Origin of the sequence: Sphingomonas sp. NY01 (assembly GCF_038809135.1) — a bacterium.
Classification (GTDB): Bacteria; Pseudomonadota; Alphaproteobacteria; order Sphingomonadales; family Sphingomonadaceae; genus Sphingomonas; species Sphingomonas carotinifaciens.
Map to the genome: position 1 here is coordinate 85,701 of NZ_CP101722.1, position 22,949 is coordinate 108,649.

Sequence of the window (22,949 nt, forward strand, 5' to 3'; positions counted from 1 at the left end):
GATCAGGTCACCATCCGCCGCAGCGCCTCGATCCGGTCCGCTTCCGCGGCGGGCTTGTCCAGGCGGATGCGCGCGATCCGGGGAAAGCGCATCGCGATCCCCGATTTGTGCCGCTTTGATTCGTGGATCGAATCGAACGCGATCTCCAGCACCAGCGTCTTCTCCACCTCGCGCACCGGGCCGAAGCGGTGCACGGTATGGCCGCGCACGAAACGGTCCAGTTCGCGCAACTCCTCGTCGGTGATCCCCGAATAGGCCTTGCCGACCGGCAGCAGCTCGCCCTCCTCGGTCCAGCAGCCGAAGGTATAGTCGCTATAATAGCTCGACCGCCGCCCGCTGCCGCGCTGCGCGTACATCATCACGCAGTCCGCGGTCAGCGGATCGCGCTTCCATTTATACCACAGCCCGGTGCGCCGCCCCGTCACATAGGGCGAATCGCGCCGTTTCAGCATCATGCCCTCGATCGCGGCATCGCGCGCGGTGGCGCGGATCGCCTCCAGCGCGGTGAAGTCCGCCGCCTCGATCACCTGGCTCAGATCGAACCGGTCGGGGTCGAGCGGTGCCGCGACCGCTTCCAGCCTCCGGCGCCGCTCGGTCCATGGCAGGGGGCGCAGATCCTCGTTCCCATCGAACAGGATGTCGTACAGGCGGACAAAGGCCGGATATTCCTCCAGCATCTTGCCCGACACCGTCTTGCGGCCCAGCCGCTGTTGCAGCGCGTTGAAGCTGGCCGCGCCCCCGCCATCCTCCAGCGTCCCGCCCTGATGCTCGCCCTTGACCAGCAATTCGCCGTCGACCGCGCCGATCCCGGTAAAGGCAGCGGCGACATCGGGAAAGCTGCCCGTCACATCGTCGCCGGTCCGGCTGTAGAGCCGGGTGGCACCCGCGACATGGACGATCTGCACGCGGATGCCGTCCCACTTCCACTCCGCGGCATAGTCCTTCAGGTCGACGCGCAGATCCTCCAGCGGATGCGCCAGCATGAACGGCCGGAACACCGGCACGTCCGCGGGCGTCGGTTGCGCGCCGGTACCCTCGGCCCAGGCGAACAACGCCGGATAAGGCGGCACCAGTCCGTGCCACACCTCCTCCACCGCATCGACATCCAGTCCGAACGCATCGGCCAGCGCCGTCTTGGCCAGCCGCGCCGACACGCCGATCCTGAGCGACCCCGTCGCCATCTTGAGCAGGGCGAAGCGTTCCTCGGCATTCAGCCGGTCGAGCATTCCGGCCAGCGCCGCCGGTGCATCCGATCGTGACAGATGCATCAACCGGTCGACCACATCCGCCACCGACAGCGGGGCATTCTCCACCGGCCGGTCGGGCTCTGGCCACAGCAGCGACACCGTCTCCGCGGTATCGCCGACATAGTCGCGGCTCATGCGGAACAGCACGGGGTCGATCCGCGCCTCGATCAGCGCCCGGATCAGTGCGGGCTTCACCGCCGGCAGGTCCAGGTCGCCGGTCAGTGCCGCCATCGCCCAACCCCGATCGGGGTCGGGCGTGGCGCGCAGGTAATCGGCGATCAGCCTCAGCTTGGCATTGCGCGACCGCGTATAGATCAGCGAATCGAGAAGCGCGGCAAAGGCCTGCATCACCGGGCCGTTCGTCAGTCGATCGCGTTCTTTACCGATTTACCCGCGACCAGCCCCAGCACGAGGAAGATCAGGAACAGGGCCAGCGCGATAAAGAACAGCACCTTGGCGATGCCGACGAACGCACCACCGATCCCGCCGAAGCCGAGCGCACCCAGGATCAATCCGAGGATCAGAAAAGTGACGGCAAGTTTCAGCATGGTGGTTCCTCCTGACGGTTATGCTCCCACAACCGGTCAGGAGGTCGTTGCGTTCCCGATCAGAGATCGGGCTATGGAGAACGCGCCGACGCGCGTTTTGCGGTGGCCTGAAACCTCGCCCTCTTGCGAGTTTTCAAAAAGAGTATCAGCCCTTGCGGCTGGCCTCGAACAGGAACCAGGCACGTTCCTCGGCCTGATCGGTCCATTCGTCGACGATGCCACTGGTCGCATTGTCCTTGGCGTCCTCGGCGGCGTCCTTGACCGCGCGGAACCGGTCGACCAGCTTCAGATTGTCGTCGCGTAGCTCGGCCAGCATGTCGCCGGCCCCCACGAACTCGCGGTCGTTGTCGGCGATGGTCTGGCGGCGCGCGATGTCGCCGATCGAACGCAGCGTGACATTGCCGGTCTTGCGCACCCGCTCCGCGATCGCGTCGGTCACGCCCAGGATCTGCGCAGCCTGATCGTCCAGCAACAGGTGGTAATCCCGAAAATGCGGGCCCGATACGTGCCAATGGAAATTCTTCGTCTTCAGATACAGCGCATAGCAATCCGCCAGTGCGCCGTTCAGCGCATCGGCGACGCTGGCGGTGTCGTTGCGGTTCAGGCTGCTCGGCGTTTCGAGCGCCGGGTTGGTATCGGCCATCGGAAAGCTCCCGGATGATGGTTGGAATTTGTTGCGTGAACGATCCGATGGCCGAATGGCTCCGACCCGTTCACGCGCAAAACCCGCGCTGTTTGATCGACCCGCTAGATCAATCGCAATCCGGACAACCCGAATATCACGCCCAGCATCAGGCACAGGACCGCCCCGCCCTGCCGGATGCGATCGCGCGGCAGGCGGCACCAGTCGCGCTCGCCCATCACCGCCGCGGCGCCCAGCACCGCGATCCCGCCCAGCGTCGCGCCGACCACCGCCAGCCATGGCATCGTCGATCGGATCGCGATGGCGCCCACCACGAATTGCAACCCGTCGCCAAAGCACAGGATGAACAGCCCGAGCAGGCTGGTCGCAAAGGCGCCCAGCCGCCACCGCGCCAGCCGCTCCGGCGGCTTTTGCGCAAACAGCGCGCCGCCGCCCTGCAACACCAGTGCCATGGCCAGCAGGAGGTCGCGCGCCGCGGGCGTCAGCATTCCCGCGATCGCCAGTCCCGCCGCCACCGCGATCCCGCTAGCCGCCGCCAATGCGACCAGCGCGGCCAGCATCACCGTAGCGGGGGCGCGGTATCGGTCGGCCAGGATCGCCGCCAGCCAGGCGGGTCGGTCCCCCGCCTGCACCACCAGCGCGGCGACCAGCGCCGCCATCAGTGCGTCCATCAGCGACGCATCAGGCGGCCAACCGCACCGAACAGGCCGCGGCAAAGGCATGCGCGGCATCCAGATCGTCGCGCCCGCTCGCCACCGCCTCGTCCAGCATCGCCAGCCAGCCGTGCAGCAATGGCCCACGCTCGCCGCGTGCCAGCGCATGGTCCAGGAAATGCGCGACGGTGACCGCCGGCGCCATGCCGTGGCGGTGGGCAATGCGGCGGATGGCGTCCACTTCGGCCGCCATGTCGGACACCGCGGCATAGGGCGCGCGCACATCCAGCGCCGCGATTCGCGCCGCCAGCTCGATACGGATCATGTCCCGCGATTCGCCCGGCATCCCACATCCTCTCTCGTCCTGTTATGCTGTGGTTTATGCCACGCAGCACGTAAAGGGGCGTTTAATCGGAGCGGGCCGGCACCGCGAAACGCCCCTCGGCGCGTTTAAAGGACCCTCGAAGCTTGACTCATTGCCCGGCATGCGCCATGCGCCGCGGCTGATAGGAGCGGCGGCGCGTGCTGCCGCTTTCGCATTTTCAAGCTTACAGGATTCAGGTCATGGCAAAGCCGACCACCGTCAAGATCAAGCTCGTCAGCTCGGCCGACACCGGCTTCTTCTACGTCACCAAGAAGAACCCGCGCACCAAGACCGAGAAGCTGAGCTTCAACAAGTATGATCCCGTCGTGCGCAAGCATGTCGAGTTCAAGGAAGCCAAGATCAAGTAAGCCCCGCCGGGCGGCCCGTCCGCCCGCATGGCTGCCTGACGGCACCGACAAGCCGCGATCCCGCCCGGGATGCGCGGCTTTTTGGCGTTAGGCGTTATCGTGGGAAGTACCTGGCCGAGGACGATTTTATTTCCACCAGTTCGTGTCGAGTAGAGATCGAGTAGCTCCGCAGGAGCGTATCGAGAGCGCGTATCGAGACATGCCCCCTGTCTCTCGATACACCGTCTCGATACACGGCTGCGCCGCTACTCGACGGTTACTCGAGACGAACGAATCAAGACGATGTTACCCTGCTATGATACCGCCGTTCACCCTGAGCGAAGTCGAAGGGCATGCGAGCCACCTGGCCTTCGACTTCGCTCAGGCCGAACGGATGATGCGTCGGATTTCACGCACCATGCTTTAAGCACGTAAAGCTCGCCTCGCCCCTTCATCACACCCACAAACGAAAAGGGCCGGAGCATCGCTGCCCCGACCCTTTTCGGTAACCGCATGCAAAGGCTCGATCAGCCCTCGTAATCGGCGCCCAGATTCTGGTTGCGCGGCGGCGCGGCCGCGGTCAGGCGCAGCGCCTCGGCCGAGGCCTGGAGGTTGCCGACCGCATCGACCTCGTCGTCATCGTCCATCTGCACGCGCTGCAGGCCGTTGATGACCGATTCTTCCAGATGCGCGGGCCGCACCGTTTCCTCGGCGATCTCGCGCAGCGCAACCACCGGGTTCTTGTCGCGGTCGCGATCGAGGGTGAGGTCCGCTCCGCCCGAAATCTGCCGCGCACGCTGCGCGGCGAACAGGACCAGATCGAACCGGTTGGGAATCTTGTCGACGCAATCCTCGACGGTGACGCGCGCCATGCCGTGTCCTTCTTGAACAACGATGGGATGAAAGCGCAGCGCTTAGCCCCGTTGCCGGCAAAAGTCAAAGATTGCGCGCCATGCAACGCGGGGGGCCACCGAATCGTTACGCCTTGGTTATGTCCGACGACGCCGGTTCCTCCTCCGACTCTGCCCCCCAGCCGGTCTTTACCGTGGAGGGAAACCGGCTGACCCTGCTCGATACCGGCCCCCGCCGGCTGGATGCGGTGCTGGACCTGATCGACCGCGCCCGCCGCTCGCTGCGCATTCTCTATTATATCTATGCCGATGACGATGCCGGTCGCCGGGTCAACGCCGCGCTGATCGCCGCTGCCCGGCGCGGCGTGGCGGTATCGCTGATCGTCGACGGCTTCGGCAGCGACGACGCGGACGCGGATTTCTTCCAGCCGCTGGAACAGGCCGGCATCCGGGTCTGCCGCTTCGAACCGCGGCTGGGGCGCCGCTATCTGCTGCGCAACCATCAGAAGCTGGCGCTGGCCGATGCGGAGGATGCCGGGAACGCGCGAATCATCGTCGGCGGCTTCAATATCGAGGATGATTATTTCGGCACGCCTGCCGAACAGGCCTGGCGCGACCTCGGGCTGCTGGTGGAGGGGGATGCCGCCGCGCGACTGGCCGGCTATTTCGATGCGCTGCAGGATTGGGTCCGCCAGCCGAACGGCAAGATGCGCCACCTGAACCGCGCGCTGGCGCATTGGAGCGAGCGGCAGGGCGCCCTGCGCTGGCTGATCGGCGGCCCCACCCGCCATCTGTCCCCCTGGGCGCGCACCGTGCGGCACGACATGCGCCGCGGACACCGGATCGACCTGATCGCCGCCTATTTCACCCCCAGCCCGACCATGCTGCGCCGCCTCGACAAGGCGGGACGGCGCGCCGCACAGGTCCGCGTCGTCACCGCCGCCAAGTCGGACAACGGCGCCACCATCGCCGCGGCGCGCTTCACCTATGCCGGTTTGCTGCGCAAGGGCGTGCACATCTACGAATATCAACCGACCAAGCTGCATACCAAGCTCTACGTCATCGACGATGCCGTCCATATCGGCTCCGCCAATTTCGACATGCGCAGCCTGTTCATCAACCTGGAACTGATGATCCGCATCGAGGACGCGGCCTTTGCCGCGCATGTCCGCGGCTATGTCGATGGCGAGATCGCCCGGTCGGAGGAGATCACGCCGGATCTCTACAAGACACGCACCGGCTGGCTGCAACGCGCCCGCCAGTTCACCGCCTATCTGCTCCTCGCGGTCATCGACCCCAATGTTTCCCGCCGCCTGAATTTCGGCATCGACGGCCAGCCGGGCTGAAGACGGACGATCTGAAGTCCATCCGTTCGTCTCGAGTAGCCGTCGAGTAGCGGCGCAGCCGCGTATCGAGACGGTGTATCGAGAGACACGCCGCTCAGGCCCCCTCGTCCCGCAATGGTCGCGCCAGCAGGTCGCCGATCACCGTATCCACCGCCTCGCCGCCCAGCAGGCGGCACACCGCATCGGTCACCGGCATGTCGACGCCCACGCCCGCCGCCGCCTCGCGCAGCACGGGCGCGGTAAAGGCGCCCTCCGCCACCGTGCGCCGGTCCGCCAGCAGCGCCGCCGCCGACTGCCCCCGGCCAAGTCCCAGCCCCAGCGAGAAATTGCGCGACGCGACGGACGAACAGGTCAGCACCAGGTCGCCCAGTCCCGACAGCCCGGCCAGCGTCACCGCATCGGCCCCGCGCGCAAGGCCGAAGCGCGTCATTTCGGCAAAGCCCCGCGCGATCAGCGCGGCGCGCGCATTCTGGCCCAGCCCCGCCCCCTCCACGACGCCGCACCCGATCGCCAGCACGTTCTTCACCGCGCCACCGATCTCGGCCCCCACCACATCGGCGCTGGCATAGGGGCGGAACTGCGGCGTCGCCAGCCACTCGGCCAGTTGCGCGCGCAAGGCGGGCGCGGCACAGGCCAGCGTCACCGCGGTGGGCAGGCCGCGCGTCACCTCATGCGCAAAGGTAGGCCCCGACAGCACCGCGATCGGCGAGCGCGGATGCTCCTCGGCCGCCACCTCGCTCATCAACCGGTGGCTGCCCGCCTCGATCCCCTTGGAACACAGCACCAGCGCCTGGCCATGCGCGGGCAGCGTCGCCAGCACCGATCGCATCGCCTGCGCCGGCGTCACCACCAGATTGACCGGCGCCTGCGCGACATGGGCCAGGTCGCCCGTCGCCCGGATGCGCGGCGACAGCGGAATGCCCGGCAGATAGGGCGCATTCTCCGCCATTGCGTTGATCGCCGCCACCAGCGCCGGGTCGCGCGCCCACAGCCGCACCTCATGCCCCGCGCTCGCCGCGACCTGCGCCAGCGCAGTGCCCCAGGCGCCCGCGCCGATCACGCCGATCGTCTCGCTCACGCCTTCACCCCCGCCCCGCGCACCGCCTCGGCATCCGGGTCCAGCGGCCAGCGCGGGCGCGCGGCGACGTCCAGCGGATCGGTCAGCCCGGCGGCGAAGCGCTCCACCCCGGCCCAGGCGATCATCGCGGCATTGTCGGTGCACAGCCATCCCGGCGGCGCGACGAAGCGCAAGTCATGCTCCGCCGCCAGCGCCTCCAGCGCGCCCCGCACCGCGCCGTTCGCCGCGACCCCGCCCGCCACCACCAGCGCAATCGCCTGCGGCGCCACCGCCAGCGCCCGTCGCGTCCGGTCGATCAGGCACTCGACCACCGCCAACTGGAACGATGCGGCGATATCGGCGGGGGCATGTCCGCCCACCGCCCGCGCCACCGCGCTCTTGAGCCCCGCGAACGAGAAATGCGGCTCGGCCGCACCCTTGAGCGGCCGGGGCAGCGGCACCGCGGCGGGGTCGCCTTCCTGCGCCAGTCGCTCCACCGCCGGCCCGCCTGGATAGCCCAGCCCCAGCAGCTTGGCGGTCTTGTCGAACGCCTCGCCCACCGCATCGTCGATCGTCGCCGCCAGCCGGCGGTAGCGCCCGACGCCCTCGACCAGCAGCAACTGGCAATGCCCGCCCGACACCAGCAGCAGCAGATAGGGAAAGGCCAGGTCGCGGTCGGCCAGCCGCGGGCTCAGCGCATGGCCCTCCAGATGGTTGACCGCGATCAGCGGCTTGTTCGCCGCATGCGCCAGCGCCTTGCCCGTCACCAGCCCGACCATCACCCCGCCGATCAGCCCCGGCCCCGCCGTCGCCGCCACCGCGTCCACCTCGGCCAGCGTCACGCCGGCATCGGCGAACGCCGCCTGGATCAGCGGCTCCAGCGCCTCGACATGCGCCCGCGCCGCGATCTCGGGCACCACCCCGCCATAGGGCGCATGCGCCGCCTCCTGCCCCGCCAGCCGATGTGCCAGCACACGGCCCTCATCGGTAACCAGCGCGGCGGCGGTTTCGTCGCAGGAGGATTCCAGTCCCAGGATCAGCATGCCCGTCCCCTTAACCCTTGCGCGCGCCCGATTCCACCCGCGCCCGCTTGTCGAATCCCCCCTCGCTGCGGCAAGGGGTGCGCCATGGCAGTGTTCAGGCTCGGCACGCGCGGTTCGCCGCTGGCGCTCACCCAGGCGCGGATGGTGCGCGATGCGCTTCTGGCGGCGCATGGCTGGGGGGAGGATGCGGTGGCGATCGTCCCCATCCGCACCACCGGCGACCGGGTGCAGGACCGCGCGCTGGCCGAGATCGGCGGCAAGGCACTGTGGACCAAGGAGCTGGACCGCGCGCTGCTGGCGAACGAGATCGACGCCGCCGTTCATTCGATGAAGGATGTGGAGACGATCCGCCCCGCCGCGATCGCCATCGCCGCGATGCTGCCGCGCGCCGATGTGCGCGACCGGCTGATCGGCGCGCCCGACATCGCGAGCCTGCGTTCCGGCGCCGTCGTCGGCACCAGCAGCCCGCGCCGCCGCGCGCAGCTGCTTCGCCACCGGCCGGACCTCCGCATCGTGCTGTTCCGCGGCAATGTCGAGACGCGCCTCGCCAAGCTGACCGCGGGCGAGGCCGACGCCACGCTGCTCGCCGCCGCCGGGCTCGACCGGCTCGGCCGTGACGATGTCGGCACCGCGATCCCCACCGACACCATGCTCCCCGCCCCCGCGCAGGGCGCGGTCGGGATCGAGACGCGCGCCGACGACCATGATGCCCGCCGCATCGTCGCCGCGATCGACCACGACGATACCAGCGCCTGCGTGCTGGCCGAACGTGCGCTGCTCGCCGGGCTGGCGGCGGATTGCCATTCGCCGGTCGGCGCGATGGCCTCGCTTGCGGGCGAAACCCTGCGCCTCACCGCCGAACTGTTGACCGAGGACGGCGCGGACAGCGTCGTCGGCACGGTCGAGGGGGCGATCGACGACCCGCTCGGCGCCACCCTCGCCGCCGACCTGCTGGACCGGGCACCCCCATCGGTGCGGCGCCTGTTCGGGGCATGACGCGCCCGCTCGTGGTCGTCCGGCCGGAACCGGGCGCCACGCGCACCATGACCGCGCTCGCCGCCGCCGGTCTGGAGGCGCGGGCCGGCCCCTTTTTCGCCGTCGCGCCGGTGGCCTGGGCACCGCCCCCGCCCGGTGATTTCGACGCGCTGTTGCTGACCAGCGCACAGGCGCTGCGCCACGCCGGCCCGGCGCTAGCGACGCTCGCCGCGCTGCCCGTCGTCGCGGTCGGCCCGGCAACCGCCGCCGCCGCACGCGATGCCGGCCTTTGTGTCGCGGTGACCGGCGCCGCCGATGCCGCCGCCGCGATCGCCGCCGCCCGCGCCCGGGGCCTTGCGCGCCTGCTTCATCTTGCCGGCCGCGACCGGATCGACGGGGGGGAGGCCGTGGTCGCGATCACCGTCTATGCCGCAGAACCGATTCCCCTTTCCCCCGGCACCGTTCGCGGCTTCGCGGAAATGGACGTTCTGCTCCATTCGGCGCGTGCCGCGCGGCGGCTCGCTGCGCTGGTGGACCGCGATGGCGCCGACCGGGGCCGGATCGGCCTTCTCGCGCTCAGCCCGGCGATTCGCGACGCCGCGGGGCCGGGCTGGCGATATGCCCTTGCTGCCCCCCGGCCCGATGACGCCGCACTGGTCGCGCTCGCCTTGCAGCGGCTCGACGATTGACCGGAGTGACGGCCGGGGAGATAAAGCGCGCATGAGCGACCCCATGCCGATCGATCGACCGCGCGCGCGCGGCCCCCGTACCGGCGTGCTCGTCGCGCTCGTCCTTCTCGCCTTTGTCGCCGGCCTGATCCTGATGGGCTATGCGATGAGGAACTTCGATCGCAGCGACGCGCGCACCGCGACACAGGCACCCGTCCAGACCGCCGCCGCCCCTGCCACCCCGGCCCAGCCGGCGCCCCTTGCCGACCCCGCGACGCTGGCCACCCGCGAGGCCGCACTTGCCGGCCAGCTCGCCGCTCTGGAGGCGCGCACCGCCGCGCTGGACGCCGATACGAACGCCGCCGGTCGACAGGCGACCCGGGCCGAGGCGCTGCTGGTCGCGTTCGCCGCCCGCCGCGCGCTCGATCGCGGCCAGCCGCTCGGGTATCTCGAGGAACAGCTTCGCACCCGTTTCGGCGCGGTCGAGCCGCGCGCGGTCGGCACCGTCATCGCGGTCGCCAGCCGCCCGGTAACGCTGGAGGCCCTGCGTCAGGGTCTCGACACGCTGGCCTCGCAACTGTCCGTCGACGACAGCCAGGGCTGGTGGGAAGGGCTGCGCCAGGAACTCGCCGGCCTTGTCGTGCTGCGCCAGGCCAACAGCCCGTCCACAGCCCCCGTCGATCGCCTGACCCGCGCCCGCCACCTGCTCGATGCCGGCCAGGTCGATGCCGCGCGGGACGAAATCGCGCGCATGCCGGGCGCCGCCCGCGCCACCACCTGGGACCGCGCCGCCTACCGCTACGCCGCTGCCCGTCGCGCCCTCGACACGCTCGAAAACGCCGCCCTGATGACGCCCCCCGCCGCCCCGCCTGCCGCCCCCGCACCGCAGGCCGCCCCCCCGTCACCACCACGACCGAGGCGTCCGGCACGCGCGCCTGAGACGATGATGATTTCCTCTTCCCCGTTCGTGACGGGTGGAGGTCGAACAGGCTTGCAGAGCCGTTTCGGGAAATCACGTCGATGGACGGCCCCGCACACTGCAGCCGGATGACATCACCCTGATCCGTTCGTGTCGAGTAGAGATCGAGTAGCTTCGCAGGAGCGTATCGAGACAGTGCCAGACGCGGCGACGTGTCTCTCGATATCAGCTTTGCGCCCCCCCCCAGGGAGGGGCCCGGCCAGTACAATCTTGATCGCGTTTGACTCTAACGCCCACCAAGCCGGTCGATCAGCGCCATCGCGCCGTGGGGGGCGCGCACCTTGGCGCCGTTGATGAAGAACAGGAACACGTCGCGCGGAACGATCGGTGCCGCTTCACTGCCGATGCAGGTCATCCCCGCCGGCACGCCACCTTTGGCCCACCCCACCGCGGCAGCCCCCCACCCGTCGAGCGCCGCCGGGGCATAGCCGGCCGGTTCGTCCTCCACCGCATTCTCCAGCCGGGCATAGACAAAGTCGCTTGTGGCATCGGGAAAGGTCGGCGCACCCTCGCTGTCGTCGAAGACCACCGCGACGTTCGCCGCGCGGGCCATCGCGACGAAGTCAGGCGTCTGGAAGCTCTCATGCCGGACCTGCACCGCGTGACGCAGCGCCACCCCGTCATGCTGCTTCGGCAACAGCGCCAGGAACGCGCCGATATCGTCCGGATCGAAACGCTTGGTCGCCATGAACTGCCACAGGACCGGCCCCAGCCGGTCGCCGAGCTCGACGATGCCCTGCCCGATGAAGCGCATCACCGACTCGCCCGCCTCGGCCAGTACCTTGCGGTTGGTGGCATAGCGCGACGCCTTCAGCGCGAAGACGAAGCCATCCGGCACCGCCTTTGCCCAGCCAGCGAAGCTCGCCGGCTTGAAGCTTGAATAATAGGTGCCGTTGATCTCGATCGCGGTCAGCTTCGACGCGGCATATTCCAGTTCGCGCTTCTGCGGCCATTTCGGTGGATAGAAGCTGTCCCGCCATGGCTCATAGGTCCATCCCCCGATGCCGACGCGAATCGTGCCACTGGTCATGGGCGCAGCATAGGCGATCACGCCATCGCGAAACATGCGGACGTCACCCGCTGCCCGGAAAAATCATTGTGGTTATAAAAGACACGGTGGTGGAAAGATCTGCGTTAGCGCCTCGTTATCGATCCATTTTCGTTTGAAACTAACCCTTTCGGGTGTCAGCCTTCCGGAGAAAGCGGGCTGCGAGCGCCCGCTATCCGGGGGTTTCCATGATCAAGTCGTGCAAGAGCGCAATCCTTTTCGCGGTGCTGTGTACCACGTGCCTCGTGTCCTCGCCGGTTCTGGCCCAGACTGCACCATCGTCGCCACCGCCGCCGCCGGCCGGTGGCTATTATATGGCGAATGGCACCAGAACCGCGGACTATGCCGCCGCGATCGCGTCCTGGCGCAAGGATGCGCAGTTTTCCGTCGATTATTCCAAGGCCTATCTGGGCATGGAGCATGCCTATGTGCTGGGGCTCAGCGGGCGTGGTCAAACGATCGGCATCAACGACGCAGGCGTGCTGACCACCCACCCCCAGTTCCAGGGCGCCGGCAAGATCACCGGGCTGCGCACCGTGGTGCCCGCCGCCTATGGTAATGACGGCCTGATCAATCCGCGCCGCCGGTGGGAAGGCCATGGCACCCACGTCGCCGGCACTGCGGCGGGCAGCCGGGTCGACGGCCTCCCCATGTTCGGCAACGCCTTCAACGCCAACATCTACTCTGCGACCGCCAATTTCGCGGCCGGCGACTTCCTGTGGTATAAGGATCAGGTGATCGACGGCACGTTGGTCAGCACCCCGCGGGAGAATATCGTCAATCTCGCCAGTACCGGTCAGGTTCGTATCATCAACAACAGCTGGGGCAGCGGCAATTCACTGCCCTATGATGCGCCGCTGACCACCGTGCTTCAACAATTCCGTCAGGATCTCGGCACCTTCTACGATCCTGTTCTGAAGAACGACGTGCTGGTCGTCTTTTCGGCCGGTAACGGATCGGGCGTCCATGCCAGCGTGGATGCGGTTGCCCCGTTTTCTGACCCGCGTCTGCGCGGCAACTGGCTGTCGGTCGCCAATTATCAGGCGAACCTGACCGCCACGCCCTCGACCAGCTTCTGTGGGCAAACCGCAACTTGGTGCGTGTCGGGACCGGGCAGCAACATCGTCTCCTCGGTTCCAGCCTACGAGTTCGACCGTCAGGGCATCCAGAGCCAGTATACCCGCGCCGCCTATCCCACGCTCTATGCAGCGACCACCGTGGCGGCGTTGCAGAGCGCTGCGGTCAACCGCTTCATCGCGGTGCTGAACGAGTATCTCGGCGCCAAGGACGCAGCGCAACGTGCCGGTGTCGCCTTTGACGAAACCGCCGCCCGCCGCCGCGTTGCGCAGGAGGCAGTCGCCATCACCCTGATCGCGGGCAGCCGCCTGAACACCCCCGATGGCGTGACGGCCAACTTGGCCGGCATCTTGGCGGGCAATCTCGACATCCTGACGCCCGAATTTTCCAGCGCGGTGCTGGTCGAGGCGGATGCGATGATGACCACCATGCTCGGCCGCTTCATCCGCTACACCGGTCCCGGCTATGCCGCCTATACCGGCACGTCGATGGCCGCGCCCAATGTTTCGGGCTTTGCCGCGGTGCTGATGGAGGCCTTTCCTGAATATAACACGCCGCTGATTTCCGATATCCTCGTGTCCAGCTCCAGGGATCTGGACACGCCGGGCGTGGACCTGAAATCGGGCTGGGGCGCACCGCAGATGGATGTGGCCCTGCGCGGTCCCACCGCCCTGCGCGCCGTGCGCGACGTCACGGTCGCGGCGGGCACGGTGGACGTGTGGAGCAACGACATCGCCGACGCGCGCACCCGCTATTCGGCAGAAGTGCTGCAGGCCTTTCCCAACGATATCGGCGGCCTCGTCAAGAAGGGCGGCGGCGAGCTGATCCTGACCGGCAACAGCGGCTATACCGGGCTGACCCGCATCGAACAGGGTCTGCTGACCGTCAACGGCCAGTTGCGCAACTCGGCGCTCACCCTTGTCGCGGGCGGCACGCTGGGCGGCACCGGGCGGATCGCGACGCTCAATGCCACCGGCGGCACCGTTTCGCCCGGCGCGGCGGCCGGCGGGATCGGCACGCTGACCGTCGCGGGGAACGCCACGCTGGGTGCGGGCAGCCAGTTGCTGATCGATGTCGGCACCCCCGGCCAGTCGGACCAGCTGGCCGTGACGGGTGGGCGCCTGCAACTGAACGGCGGCACGCTGGCGCTGCGTGCCGCCGGCGGCCGGCCGCTCCTGTATGACGAACGCTACACCGTCGCCACCGCAACCGGGGGCGTCGCGGGCAGCTTCGCCACCCCGCAGGCACTCAGCGCGATCCTCTTCCCCAGCCTGTCCTACGGCCCGAACGCCGTCACCATGCGCATCGCCGCCGGCCGCTACGCCGACATCGTCTCCGCCACCCCGGTGCAGACCGCCTATGCGCGCCTCCTCGACGGCAATCGCGGCGCCTATGCCAATCTGCGCGGCACCTACGACCTGCTCGACGTGCAGAACGCCACGACGATTCGCACCAGCCTGGAGGGTCTGGCCCCGCGCACCGAAACCACGAAGCGGGCGCTGGGCACCGCCGCGATCGACCATATGGCGCGCTTCTATCGCGACCGTCTGGCCGCTTTGCGGCCCGGTTCGGGCGGCGGCGGCACCGTGTCGACGATCGGTCGCCCCGTCGAGGTCGCGGCGAACGCGATCACCATGCCCGGCCAGCAGCAGATGGTCAGCGATGCCGGGTTGACGACGGTGCGCGAGGGCGCGCTGCCCGACACCATGTCGGCCTATCTGGCGGGCGGCTACATCAATGGCTCGAACGCCGCCATGCCCGCGACCAGCTTCGGCGATGCCCGTGAACGCTTCGACGGCATGTACATCGCCGCCGGTCTGGAGGGCGAGGCGGGTGAGCAGGGCACGCTCGGCTTCAGCCTGTCCTACACCGATCTCGACAGCCGCCGGCTGATGGCACGTTCGGCCAGTGGCGAGCTGATCCAGGGCACGCTGTACGGCAAGCTGGGCGCGGTCGGCGGACCGATGCTGGATGCGCAGTTCAGCGCGGGCGTGTTCCAGGCACGCACGCGGCGCACCGGCACGCTGATCGGCACCACCTTCGACCTCGCCACGCGCGACAACGCGCTCGCGCTCTCCACCGAGGTCGGCGGCAGCTACGCCTTCGGCAGCGACAGCCTCCACCTCAGCCCCCGCGTCGCCCTGCGCGCCAGCCGCATCGACTTCACCCCCACCGGTGAGCGCGGTAGCGGGCCGGCCCTGCTGTTCCGCCAGGACCGGTTCGCCAGCCTGCAGGGCCGCGCCGGCCTCCAGATCGACGGCGACTCGCGCGGCTTCCGCCCGTTCGCCACCGCCTATTACGTCCATGATTTCGAGGATCGGCCGGGCGTGGTGACGGCGACGCTGGCGGGTGGCACGGGCGCAACCGCGTCCTTCCTGGTGGCCGGGCAGGACCATGACTGGGCCGAGATCGGTGCGGGCGTTGCCTATGCCAGCGGTCCCGTCGAGTTCAGCTTGGGCGCCGACACGACGATCGGCCGCGACGATGTCCGCAATCAATCCTACCGCGGCGCGATGCGTATCCGCTTCTGACCCCGTTGGCGGCACGGATCACGGTCCGTGCCGCCACGATACCACGCCCCGCCAGCGGATAAGCCACACGCCGGACCGCGACGCTGTCCTCGCGGCAGCGATCACCTGATTTTGCGATATCATGATTTTGGATGGTGCCGCTTACAGGACTCGAACCTGTGACCCCCGCATTACGAATGCGATGCTCTACCAGCTGAGCTAAAGCGGCCCATGCAATCGCGACCGGCTGGTATCCGGTCGAGGAGGCGGCGCTTAACAGGCCGGATCGCGGCTGACAAGCCGCTTTGGTCTTCACGCATCGTTTACCACGCCGGGTGCACAAGGGCGCTGCACGCTGAAGGGGATTCGTACCATCATGACCGCCGGGCCCGAACTGAACGATCCTGCCGTGGCAGAGGCGTGCGAAGGCGCCGTCGACGACGTCATGTTCGATCTGGGCGGCGATGAGCGCCGGATGCACGTTCGCGCCTATAATCAATGGGTGTCGCTGCTCCGCGGCCGCGCCTATCCCTCGATCGAGGATCTGAATCCCGCGGCCATCGCCGATTTCAGCGCCCATTCGGTGCTGCTGGATTTCACCCAGGCGGTGGAGGATCCCCACATCGCCTTTATCGGCCGCGCCCTGCGCGAGGAATGTGGCCTGGAGGTCACGCCGCGGCGCGTGGCGGAGGTGCCGGCCCGTTCGCTGTTGTCGCGCCTGACCGACCATTATCTGCAGATCATCGCCAATCAGGCGCCGATCGGGTTCGAGGCCGAGTTTACCAACACGCGCGGCCACACCACCATGTACCGGGGCATCCTGATGCCCTTCTCGTCGGACGGAACGACGATCGACTTCATCTACGGCGTGATCAACTGGAAGGAAGTGGCCGATCCGTTCGTCCAGGCGACGCTGGATTCGGCACTGGCCGCCGCGATGCACGCCGCCCCCGCCACGCCCAGCGTCGCGGCAACGGTGTGGGCGGATGGGCCCAGCGGCGCGATCGAACCCATCGTCCCCGGCGACCCGGCGGCCGAGCCGGTCGAGCCGCTGACCGGGCCGCTGGGCAACCAGTTGACCCTGGCGCGCGAAAGTGCCGCGGCGGTCCGTGCCGCCGACACGCGCAGCCGCGCCGCCCTCTACCGTGCGCTTGGCCGCGCGCATGATTTCGGCCTGTCGACGGAAATCGACCCCGAGGGTTATGCCGGGCTGCTCGCCGATGCCGGGCTGACCGTACAGGCGCGCGCGCCGATGACGCCGATCGTGAAGCTGGTCTTCGGCGCCGATTACGACAAGACGCGCCTCGCCGAGTTTGCCGCGGTTCTGCAACATGCCCGCCGCCATGCGGTGCCCGCGGGCGCCCTTCCCGCCTTCCTGACCGAACTGGCCGGCGGGGTGAAGGCGATCGTCGCGGCGGAACGCGAGATGCGGGGTGCAAAGGCATCCGGCCCCGCCCCGCGCCCCGTTACCGAACGCCCCGTCATCGGCCGCGCCGCGCTTGATGGCGGCGCGGTGGCGATGCCCGGCGACACCGTCATCCTTGTTGCGCGGGTCGGGGCGGACGGCATGCTGGAAATCGTCGGATCGGTACAGGATGACGAGGCACTGGCGGACCGTGTATTGCGAGCGGCGGACTGATTATTACGCTGCGGCGCAACATATTTTCGCACTGCCGCAAGCCTTGAGTGCCGGGTAGCGGACGCGTAGGGCTTGCCACCATGGCATCGAACCCGTCGCAACCGCTCGCCGCAGCGATCGCTGCCCGCCTCGCTCCCCACCTGACGCGTGGCGCGCTTCCCGGAGAACTTCAGGGCTTTGGGCCCGATGAGGTGGCGAATGCCGCTGCCTTCATTGCCGCCGCGGCGGCGACGCGCAAACCCGGCTGCCCGGCCATCGCGCTGGAGGTGATCGCCGGCGACGACACGCATCGCCACATGCGCCTGGCCGTCATCAACGACGACATGCCCTTTCTGGTCGACTCGGTCGCCGCCGCGATCGGCGCGCAGGACCTGGCGATCGACCGTGTCATCCATCCGATCGTCCCCGTCACCCGCGACGCGCAAGGCCAGTTGACCGACATCGGCGCCGACAAGGCCGGCGCCACGCCCGAATCGATGATCTATCTGGAAATGGAGCGGGCCGATGCCCGCGACCGCCGCGGACTGGTCGACGATCTGTATGCGGTGCTGGCCGATGTCCGCGCGGCGGTGACCGACTGGCGTGCGATGCAGGCCGCCGTCACCGCCGATGCCGACCGGTTGGAAGCGGAGGGTACCGGTGGCGAGGGGCCCGCCCTGCTCCGCTGGTTCATCGATGGCAAGCTGACGCTGCTCGGCCACGAACGCTGGTTCGCCGATGGCCGCCCCGGCGAAGCGCTGGGCATCGCCACGCTGGAGCGCAGCGTGCCGATCCTGGCGGACAGCTCCCGCCAACTCGCGCTGCAATGGTTCGCGGGTGGCGGCGAAGCGCCCCTGCTGCTGAAGTCCAACGCGATCGCCGCCGTTCACCGCGCCGTGCCGCTGGACCTGGTGGTGGTGCCGATTCGCGAGAATGGCGCGATCACCGGCCTGTCGATCCATGCCGGATTGTGGACCTCCGCCGCGCTTGCCACCCCGCCCAAGGACGTGCCGATGCTGCGCACCCGCATGGCGGCGCTGGAGGCCAAGTTCGGGTTCGACCCGCGCGGCCATACCGGCAAGGCGCTGGCGCATGCCCTCACCGTATTGCCGCACGACCTGATCGCCGCGTTCCAGCCGGATGCGCTGGAGGAACTGGCGCTGACCGCGATGTCGCTGGCCGATCGGCCGCGCCCCGCGCTGGTGCTCGTCCGCTCCGCGCTCGGCCGGCATCTGTTCGGCTTCGTCTGGCTGCCGCGTGACGACCTGACCACCGGCCGCCGCGTCGCGATCGGCGAGATGCTGGCCGAGGCGGCGCAGGGCCGCGTCCTCAACTGGTCGATCGCGCTGGAGGACGGCGTCGTCGCGCTGCTCCGCTACACCATCGACCTGCGGGGCGAGGGCCGTCTGCCCGATATCGAGCCGCTCGCCGACCGGCTGCGCCGCATGGTCCGCGGCTGGGTGCCCGATGTCGAGGCGGCGCTGGCCGAGCAGTTGCCCGCGCCCCGCGCCGCACGTCTCGCCTTGCGCTGGGCGGACACCTTCTCCGCCAACTACCGCAACGTCAGCAGCCCGGCGGAGGCCGCCGCCGACATTCTGCGCCTCAGCGCGCTGGAAAGCCCGGCCGACCGCTCGGTCCGCCTGTTCCCCGCCGCACCCGGCGCCGAGCGGCAGTTCAAGATCTACAAGCTGGGCGGCGCCCTTGCCCTGTCCGATGCGGTGCCGGTGCTGGAGAATTTCGGCTTCCGCGTCATCGGCGAGCTGCCCACCCGGCTGGAGGACGAGACCGACGCCTTTGTGCACGACTTCGTGGTCGAATCGGATGCCGGTGCCGACCCGAACGACGCCGCCATGCTGGAAGGCGCGATCGCCGCGGTGCTGGAGGGCAAGGCGGAGAATGACGCGTTCAACCGCCTGATCGTCGATGTCGGCCTGTCGCCGCGTGCGGTGGTGCTGTTCCGCGCCTGGTTCCGCTATCTGCGCCAGGCCGGGCTCACCTATGGCCTGGCCACCGTGGTCGATGCGCTGCGCCGTGCGCCCGCACTCGCCGCCGCGCTGGTCGATCGCTTCACCGCCGCGCATGACCCCGCCGGCGGCGGCGATCTGGCCGAGGCCGATGCCGCGATCGAGCGCGGGCTGGATGCCGTGTCCGCGATCGACGACGACCGTATCCTGCGCAGCATCCGCGACCTGATCGCCGCCACGCTGCGCACCAACGCCTTTGCCCCTGCCGCGGCGGAGGCACTGGCCTTCAAGCTGGACAGCCACGCCATCCCCGGCCTGCCCGCACCGCTGCCGTGGCGCGAGATCTGGGTCTATTCCCCCCGTGTCGAGGGCATCCACCTGCGCGCCGGCCCCGTCGCGCGCGGTGGCCTGCGCTGGTCCGACCGGCGGGACGACTTCCGCACCGAGATCCTGGGCCTGATGAAGGCGCAGCGGGTGAAGAACGCGGTGATCGTGCCGACCGGCGCCAAGGGCGGCTTCTATCCCAAGCAGCTTCCCTCCCCCGCGACCGACCGCGACGCCTGGTTCGCGGAAGGGCGGGAAAGCTACCGCATCTTCATCCGCTCGCTGCTGTCGATCACCGACAACATCGTCGACGGCGCGGTGGTCCATCCCGAATCGGTCCGCATCCTGGACGGCGAGGACCCGTATTTCGTCGTCGCGGCCGACAAGGGTACCGCCACCTTCTCCGACGTGGCCAACGCCATCGCGATCGAACGCGGCTTCTGGCTGGGCGATGCCTTCGCATCCGGCGGCAGCCAGGGATATGATCACAAGGCGATGGGCATCACCGCCAAGGGCGGCTGGGTCTCGGTCCAGCGCCATTTCGCCGAGCGCGGGGTGGACGTTCAGGTCGATCCCGTCACCGTGGTCGGCTGCGGCGACATGTCGGGCGACGTGTTCGGCAACGGCATGCTGCTGTCCAGGGCGATCAAGCTGGTCGCCGCCTTCGACCATCGCCACATCTTCATCGATCCGACGCCCGACCCTGCGACCAGTTGGGAGGAGCGCGCGCGCATGTTCGCCCTGCCCCGCTCCAGCTGGGCCGATTACGATGCCTCGCTGATCTCGGAAGGCGGCGGCGTCTTCGCCCGCACCGACAAGCGCATTCCCCTCTCGCCCCAGGCGCGCGCCGTGCTCGGGATCACCGCAGAGGCGATGGAGCCCACCGCGCTGATCTCCGCGATTCTGAAGGCACCCGCCGACCTGCTCTGGTTCGGCGGCATCGGCACCTATGTGAAGGCCGCGTCGGAAAACAACGCCGCGGTCGGCGATCCCGCCAACGACCGGCTGCGCGTCGATGCCGAACAACTGCGCGTCACCGCGATCGGCGAGGGCGCCAATCTGGGCGTCACCCAGGCGGCCCGCATCGCCTTTGCCGGCATCGGCGGGCGCATCAACACCGACTTCATCGACAATTCGGCCGGTGTCGATTGTTCGGATAACGAGGTGAACATCAAGATCGCGCTCAACCGCGAGTTGATCGAGGGGCGGCTTGCCGAGGCGGATCGCAACGTCCTGCTCGCCGAGATGACCGACGATGTCGCGCATCTGGTGCTGGAGGATAATCGCCTCCAGACGCTGGCACTGTCGATCGCGGAGGCGGACGGCGCCGCCGCGATGCCCAGCTATGTCCGCCTGATCGAGATGTTCGAACAATCGGGCCGTCTCGACCGCGTGGTGGAGGGGCTGGACGCGCCCGACATCCTGCTGCGCCGCGGGCAGGACGGGCATGGCCTGTCGCGCCCCGAGCTTGCCGTGCTGCTCGCCACCGCCAAGCTGACGCTGCAGGACGCGATCGAGACCGCAAAGCTCGGCACCGAGCCCGACCTCGCCCCCGACCTCTACGCCGCCTTCCCCCCCGCCATGCGCGCGCGCTTCGCCGACGCCATCGACGCGCACCGCCTGCGCGGCGAGATCGTCGCCACCAAGCTCGCCAACCGCATCGTCAACCGCCTCGGCATCCTCTTCCCCTTCGAAATCGCGGAGGAAGAAGGGGCCGGCATGGCGGACATCGCGGCGATGTTCGTGGTGGCCGAGCGTCTGTTCGACCTGCCGACACTCTGGGCGGAGGTAGAGGCGACCGCGATGCCGGAGGCGGCGCGGATCGCGCTGTTCGAGGAGATCGCCTTCGTCACCCGCTCGCAGATCGCCGACCTGCTGCGCGTCACGCCGGCGGGCACCACCCCTGGCGCGGCACTCGACCGGCTGGCGCAGGGTCTTGCGCATCTCGACACGCAGACACCCAGCCTGTTGCTGGAGGAGGCGCGGGCGCAGAGCAGCCGCATTGCAAACGAGCTGGAGGCCAAGGGCGCACCGACGGCGCTTGTCCGCAAGGTCGTTCGCCTGTTCGAGCTGGACGGTGCGGTCGGCCTCGCCGATCTCGGTCGTCGCCTGTCGCTGGACGAGGTGGTGCTGGCCCGCGCCTTCACCCGTCTCGGCCAGGCATTGGGTCTGGACTGGGCGCAGGCCAATGCCGCGCGCATCACCCCCAGCGATCCGTGGGAGCGCCTGCTGATCGCCGGTCTGGCCCGTGATTTCCAGCAACTCCGGCTGGAATTCCTCGGCCGCCATGCCGGCATCGATCCGGAGGCGGCGGTGGAACAGTGGCTGGCCGCCCGTGCCAGCCGCGTCGGCCAGTTCAAGGCGGTGATCGACCGCGCCCGCAACGCTGCCCAGCCCAATGCGGCGATGCTCGCCCAGATCGCCGGCCAAGCCCGCGTCCTGCTGGGCCGCTGAAACCGGCCGCGTCCCTGTTCCCCGCAAGGGCGGGAACGGGGACGCGGGGAACAACGATCTATCGCAGACGCCAACGAGCCGGTGGATCAGCCCGCGTCATGCTCCAGGCGGCTGATCGTGGCACATAGTGCATCCGCCCCGCGCCGGTCGTCGCCGAACGGGATGACCGTCGTGTAGGTCATGCCGTTGCGCTCCAACTGGTAGCGGATTTCCAGAAACGCAGTCTCCACGGTGTGCGTCGTCGAACGCGATCGCCCGCCAAAGGTATAGCCGCCGAACAGCCCGCTGCTCGATGCACCCCCCAATGTGAAACGCCCGCCATGGCGCGTATTGGTGATCTGCGTCGCCTCACGCTCGACGCTCACGTTCGAGATCTGCGACGGGTGCAGCCACAATTCCTCGTAGTTGGTCGACCGGTCGATCACCACCAGGTCGCCGCGCTGCGTCACCGCCAACGCACCCGGCGCCCCCTGCCACCAGGATCGCCACTGCGACACGGCGGTCGGCACCGCCTGCACTGCGGCGGCAAGCCGGTTGGCGACGCCGCGATAGCGCACCGCGCGCAGCGACGAGAGAATCACCGCATCGACGATCTTGATGACCACGCCTGCGATCAGGAACATGATGATCCCGCTGAAGAGCGCCTCACCCAGCCTGAAGCTCAACAGCGACGACAGCATCGGCAGACCGACCAGCACCCCCAGGATGGCCAGCGGTACCAGCTTGCTGATCTTTTCGGTCTGTTCGACGCATGCCAGGGCGTCAGGATAGGATTTCATCCGTGTCGCCGTTGGTGCAACCGCAGTGTTCATCAAAGCCTCCCCGCATATGATGATCCCTGTGTACCGACTTATCCACGCGCGTTGAACCCTTGGGCTGGCACGCAGCCGGGGCATCACGACGAAAACGCAGAAAACGGCTCGGAAAGACTGCGGCGACCGCGCCCGTCTTCATGAGATTTCCGAGGGAACTCTGTGACATGGCAAAGTAATACTGTCGGCCGCCACGCTGTGACGCCTTCTCTGTTTGCTGCTGTTCGGTAAGGCTGCTTCGCTGCTTCATGGCAGCGAACTGGAGCGGGCGAAGGGATTCGAACCCTCGACCCCAACCTTGGCAAGGTTGTGCTCTACCCCTGAGCTACGCCCGCTCTGGCGTTCCGACCGGCGATGTTCCGGTGGGGTGGGCGGGCTATTAGCCGTGGGTTTTGAGTGTGGCAACCCCATTGTTGAACTT

At 68.6% G+C, this 22,949-nt stretch carries 18 protein-coding genes and 2 tRNA genes; 8 read left to right on the forward strand and 12 right to left on the reverse strand.

All coding sequences use genetic code 11. From position 1 onward, the window contains the following. Positions 1-2: 2 nt before the first annotated feature. The 5 genes from NPJ82_RS00455 to NPJ82_RS00475 all read right to left on the reverse strand — a co-directional run bounded on the left by NPJ82_RS00455 (position 3) and on the right by NPJ82_RS00475 (position 3,416). Positions 3-1,595: a cisplatin damage response ATP-dependent DNA ligase gene (locus NPJ82_RS00455; protein ID WP_342659042.1), complete on the reverse strand. Its 1,593-nt coding sequence runs from the start codon at positions 1,593-1,595 to the stop codon at positions 3-5. Between the two features lie 14 nt (positions 1,596-1,609). Beyond that, positions 1,610-1,795: a DUF1328 family protein gene (locus tag NPJ82_RS00460; RefSeq protein ID WP_112384135.1), complete on the reverse strand. Its 186-nt coding sequence runs from the start codon at positions 1,793-1,795 to the stop codon at positions 1,610-1,612. 145 nt (positions 1,796-1,940) lie between these two features. Continuing rightward, the gene (locus NPJ82_RS00465; RefSeq protein WP_112384215.1) at positions 1,941-2,438 is read right to left on the reverse strand and encodes a DNA starvation/stationary phase protection protein; all 498 of its coding nucleotides are present in this window, start codon (positions 2,436-2,438) and stop codon (positions 1,941-1,943) included. A 104-nt stretch (positions 2,439-2,542) separates the two neighbouring features. After that, positions 2,543-3,109 carry a TMEM165/GDT1 family protein gene (locus NPJ82_RS00470; protein WP_342657994.1) on the reverse strand — a complete coding sequence of 189 codons (567 nt, stop codon included), beginning with the start codon at positions 3,107-3,109 and terminating at the stop codon, positions 2,543-2,545. Positions 3,110-3,119: 10 nt separating this feature from the next. Continuing rightward, the gene (locus NPJ82_RS00475; protein WP_235903867.1) at positions 3,120-3,416 is read right to left on the reverse strand and encodes a hypothetical protein; all 297 of its coding nucleotides are present in this window, start codon (positions 3,414-3,416) and stop codon (positions 3,120-3,122) included. Positions 3,417-3,655: 239 nt separating this feature from the next. Here NPJ82_RS00475 and rpmG point away from each other — a divergent pair, with 239 nt between their 5' ends. After that, a complete protein-coding gene (gene rpmG, locus NPJ82_RS00480) occupies positions 3,656-3,823 on the forward strand; it encodes a 50S ribosomal protein L33 (protein WP_007407030.1) in 168 nt (55 codons plus the stop codon). Between the two features lie 506 nt (positions 3,824-4,329). Here rpmG and rpoZ read toward each other — a convergent pair. Next, on the reverse strand, positions 4,330-4,674 hold the full coding sequence (rpoZ, locus tag NPJ82_RS00485) for a DNA-directed RNA polymerase subunit omega (RefSeq protein WP_112384212.1): 345 nt from the start codon (positions 4,672-4,674) through the stop codon (positions 4,330-4,332). A 119-nt stretch (positions 4,675-4,793) separates the two neighbouring features. Here rpoZ and NPJ82_RS00490 point away from each other — a divergent pair, with 119 nt between their 5' ends. Continuing rightward, complete coding sequence (locus NPJ82_RS00490) at positions 4,794-5,999, forward strand: phosphatidylserine/phosphatidylglycerophosphate/cardiolipin synthase family protein (RefSeq protein ID WP_342657995.1); 1,206 nt, start codon at positions 4,794-4,796, stop codon at positions 5,997-5,999. 94 nt (positions 6,000-6,093) lie between these two features. Here the strand turns inward: NPJ82_RS00490 and NPJ82_RS00495 are convergent, their stop codons facing one another. Both NPJ82_RS00495 and tsaD read right to left on the reverse strand, forming a co-directional pair. Then, complete coding sequence (locus NPJ82_RS00495; protein WP_342657996.1) at positions 6,094-7,077, reverse strand: NAD(P)H-dependent glycerol-3-phosphate dehydrogenase; 984 nt, start codon at positions 7,075-7,077, stop codon at positions 6,094-6,096. Continuing rightward, positions 7,074-8,099: a tRNA (adenosine(37)-N6)-threonylcarbamoyltransferase complex transferase subunit TsaD gene (tsaD, locus tag NPJ82_RS00500; RefSeq protein WP_342657997.1), complete on the reverse strand. Its 1,026-nt coding sequence runs from the start codon at positions 8,097-8,099 to the stop codon at positions 7,074-7,076. Before tsaD ends, NPJ82_RS00495 begins: the two co-directional genes overlap by 4 nt. Positions 8,100-8,183: 84 nt before the next feature. On the opposite strand from tsaD, the gene hemC reads away from it, so the two are divergent. From hemC to NPJ82_RS00515, 3 genes are read left to right on the forward strand one after another with little or no spacing between them, the layout of a single operon-like run. Beyond that, positions 8,184-9,095 (forward strand): hydroxymethylbilane synthase, encoded by a 912-nt coding sequence (hemC, locus tag NPJ82_RS00505; protein WP_342657998.1) that lies wholly within the window; start codon positions 8,184-8,186, stop codon positions 9,093-9,095. Further along, positions 9,092-9,763: a uroporphyrinogen-III synthase gene (locus tag NPJ82_RS00510; protein WP_342657999.1), complete on the forward strand. Its 672-nt coding sequence runs from the start codon at positions 9,092-9,094 to the stop codon at positions 9,761-9,763. Before hemC ends, NPJ82_RS00510 begins: the two co-directional genes overlap by 4 nt. Positions 9,764-9,794: 31 nt before the next feature. Continuing rightward, positions 9,795-10,793, forward strand: a complete 999-nt coding sequence (locus NPJ82_RS00515; protein ID WP_342658000.1) for a hypothetical protein — start codon at positions 9,795-9,797, stop codon at positions 10,791-10,793. Between the two features lie 154 nt (positions 10,794-10,947). On the opposite strand, the gene NPJ82_RS00520 is transcribed toward NPJ82_RS00515, so the two are convergent. Further along, on the reverse strand, positions 10,948-11,751 hold the full coding sequence (locus NPJ82_RS00520; protein ID WP_342659043.1) for a DUF72 domain-containing protein: 804 nt from the start codon (positions 11,749-11,751) through the stop codon (positions 10,948-10,950). A 332-nt stretch (positions 11,752-12,083) separates the two neighbouring features. Here NPJ82_RS00520 and NPJ82_RS00525 point away from each other — a divergent pair, with 332 nt between their 5' ends. Continuing rightward, positions 12,084-15,377 carry a S8 family serine peptidase gene (locus NPJ82_RS00525; protein WP_342658001.1) on the forward strand — a complete coding sequence of 1,098 codons (3,294 nt, stop codon included), beginning with the start codon at positions 12,084-12,086 and terminating at the stop codon, positions 15,375-15,377. Between the two features lie 132 nt (positions 15,378-15,509). Here the strand turns inward: NPJ82_RS00525 and NPJ82_RS00530 are convergent. Then, a tRNA-Thr gene (locus NPJ82_RS00530) sits at positions 15,510-15,585 on the reverse strand. Positions 15,586-15,732: 147 nt separating this feature from the next. Between NPJ82_RS00530 and NPJ82_RS00535 the strand changes: the two genes are divergently transcribed. Both NPJ82_RS00535 and NPJ82_RS00540 read left to right on the forward strand, forming a co-directional pair. Further along, positions 15,733-16,995 carry a hypothetical protein gene (locus NPJ82_RS00535; protein WP_267351909.1) on the forward strand — a complete coding sequence of 421 codons (1,263 nt, stop codon included), beginning with the start codon at positions 15,733-15,735 and terminating at the stop codon, positions 16,993-16,995. 80 nt (positions 16,996-17,075) lie between these two features. Then, a complete protein-coding gene (locus NPJ82_RS00540; RefSeq protein WP_342658002.1) occupies positions 17,076-21,716 on the forward strand; it encodes an NAD-glutamate dehydrogenase domain-containing protein in 4,641 nt (1,546 codons plus the stop codon). Positions 21,717-21,802: 86 nt separating this feature from the next. Here the strand turns inward: NPJ82_RS00540 and NPJ82_RS00545 are convergent, their stop codons facing one another. After that, positions 21,803-22,495, reverse strand: a complete 693-nt coding sequence (locus tag NPJ82_RS00545; protein WP_342658003.1) for a hypothetical protein — start codon at positions 22,493-22,495, stop codon at positions 21,803-21,805. A 293-nt stretch (positions 22,496-22,788) separates the two neighbouring features. Further along, a tRNA-Gly gene (locus NPJ82_RS00550) sits at positions 22,789-22,863 on the reverse strand. Positions 22,864-22,949 lie beyond the last annotated feature (86 nt).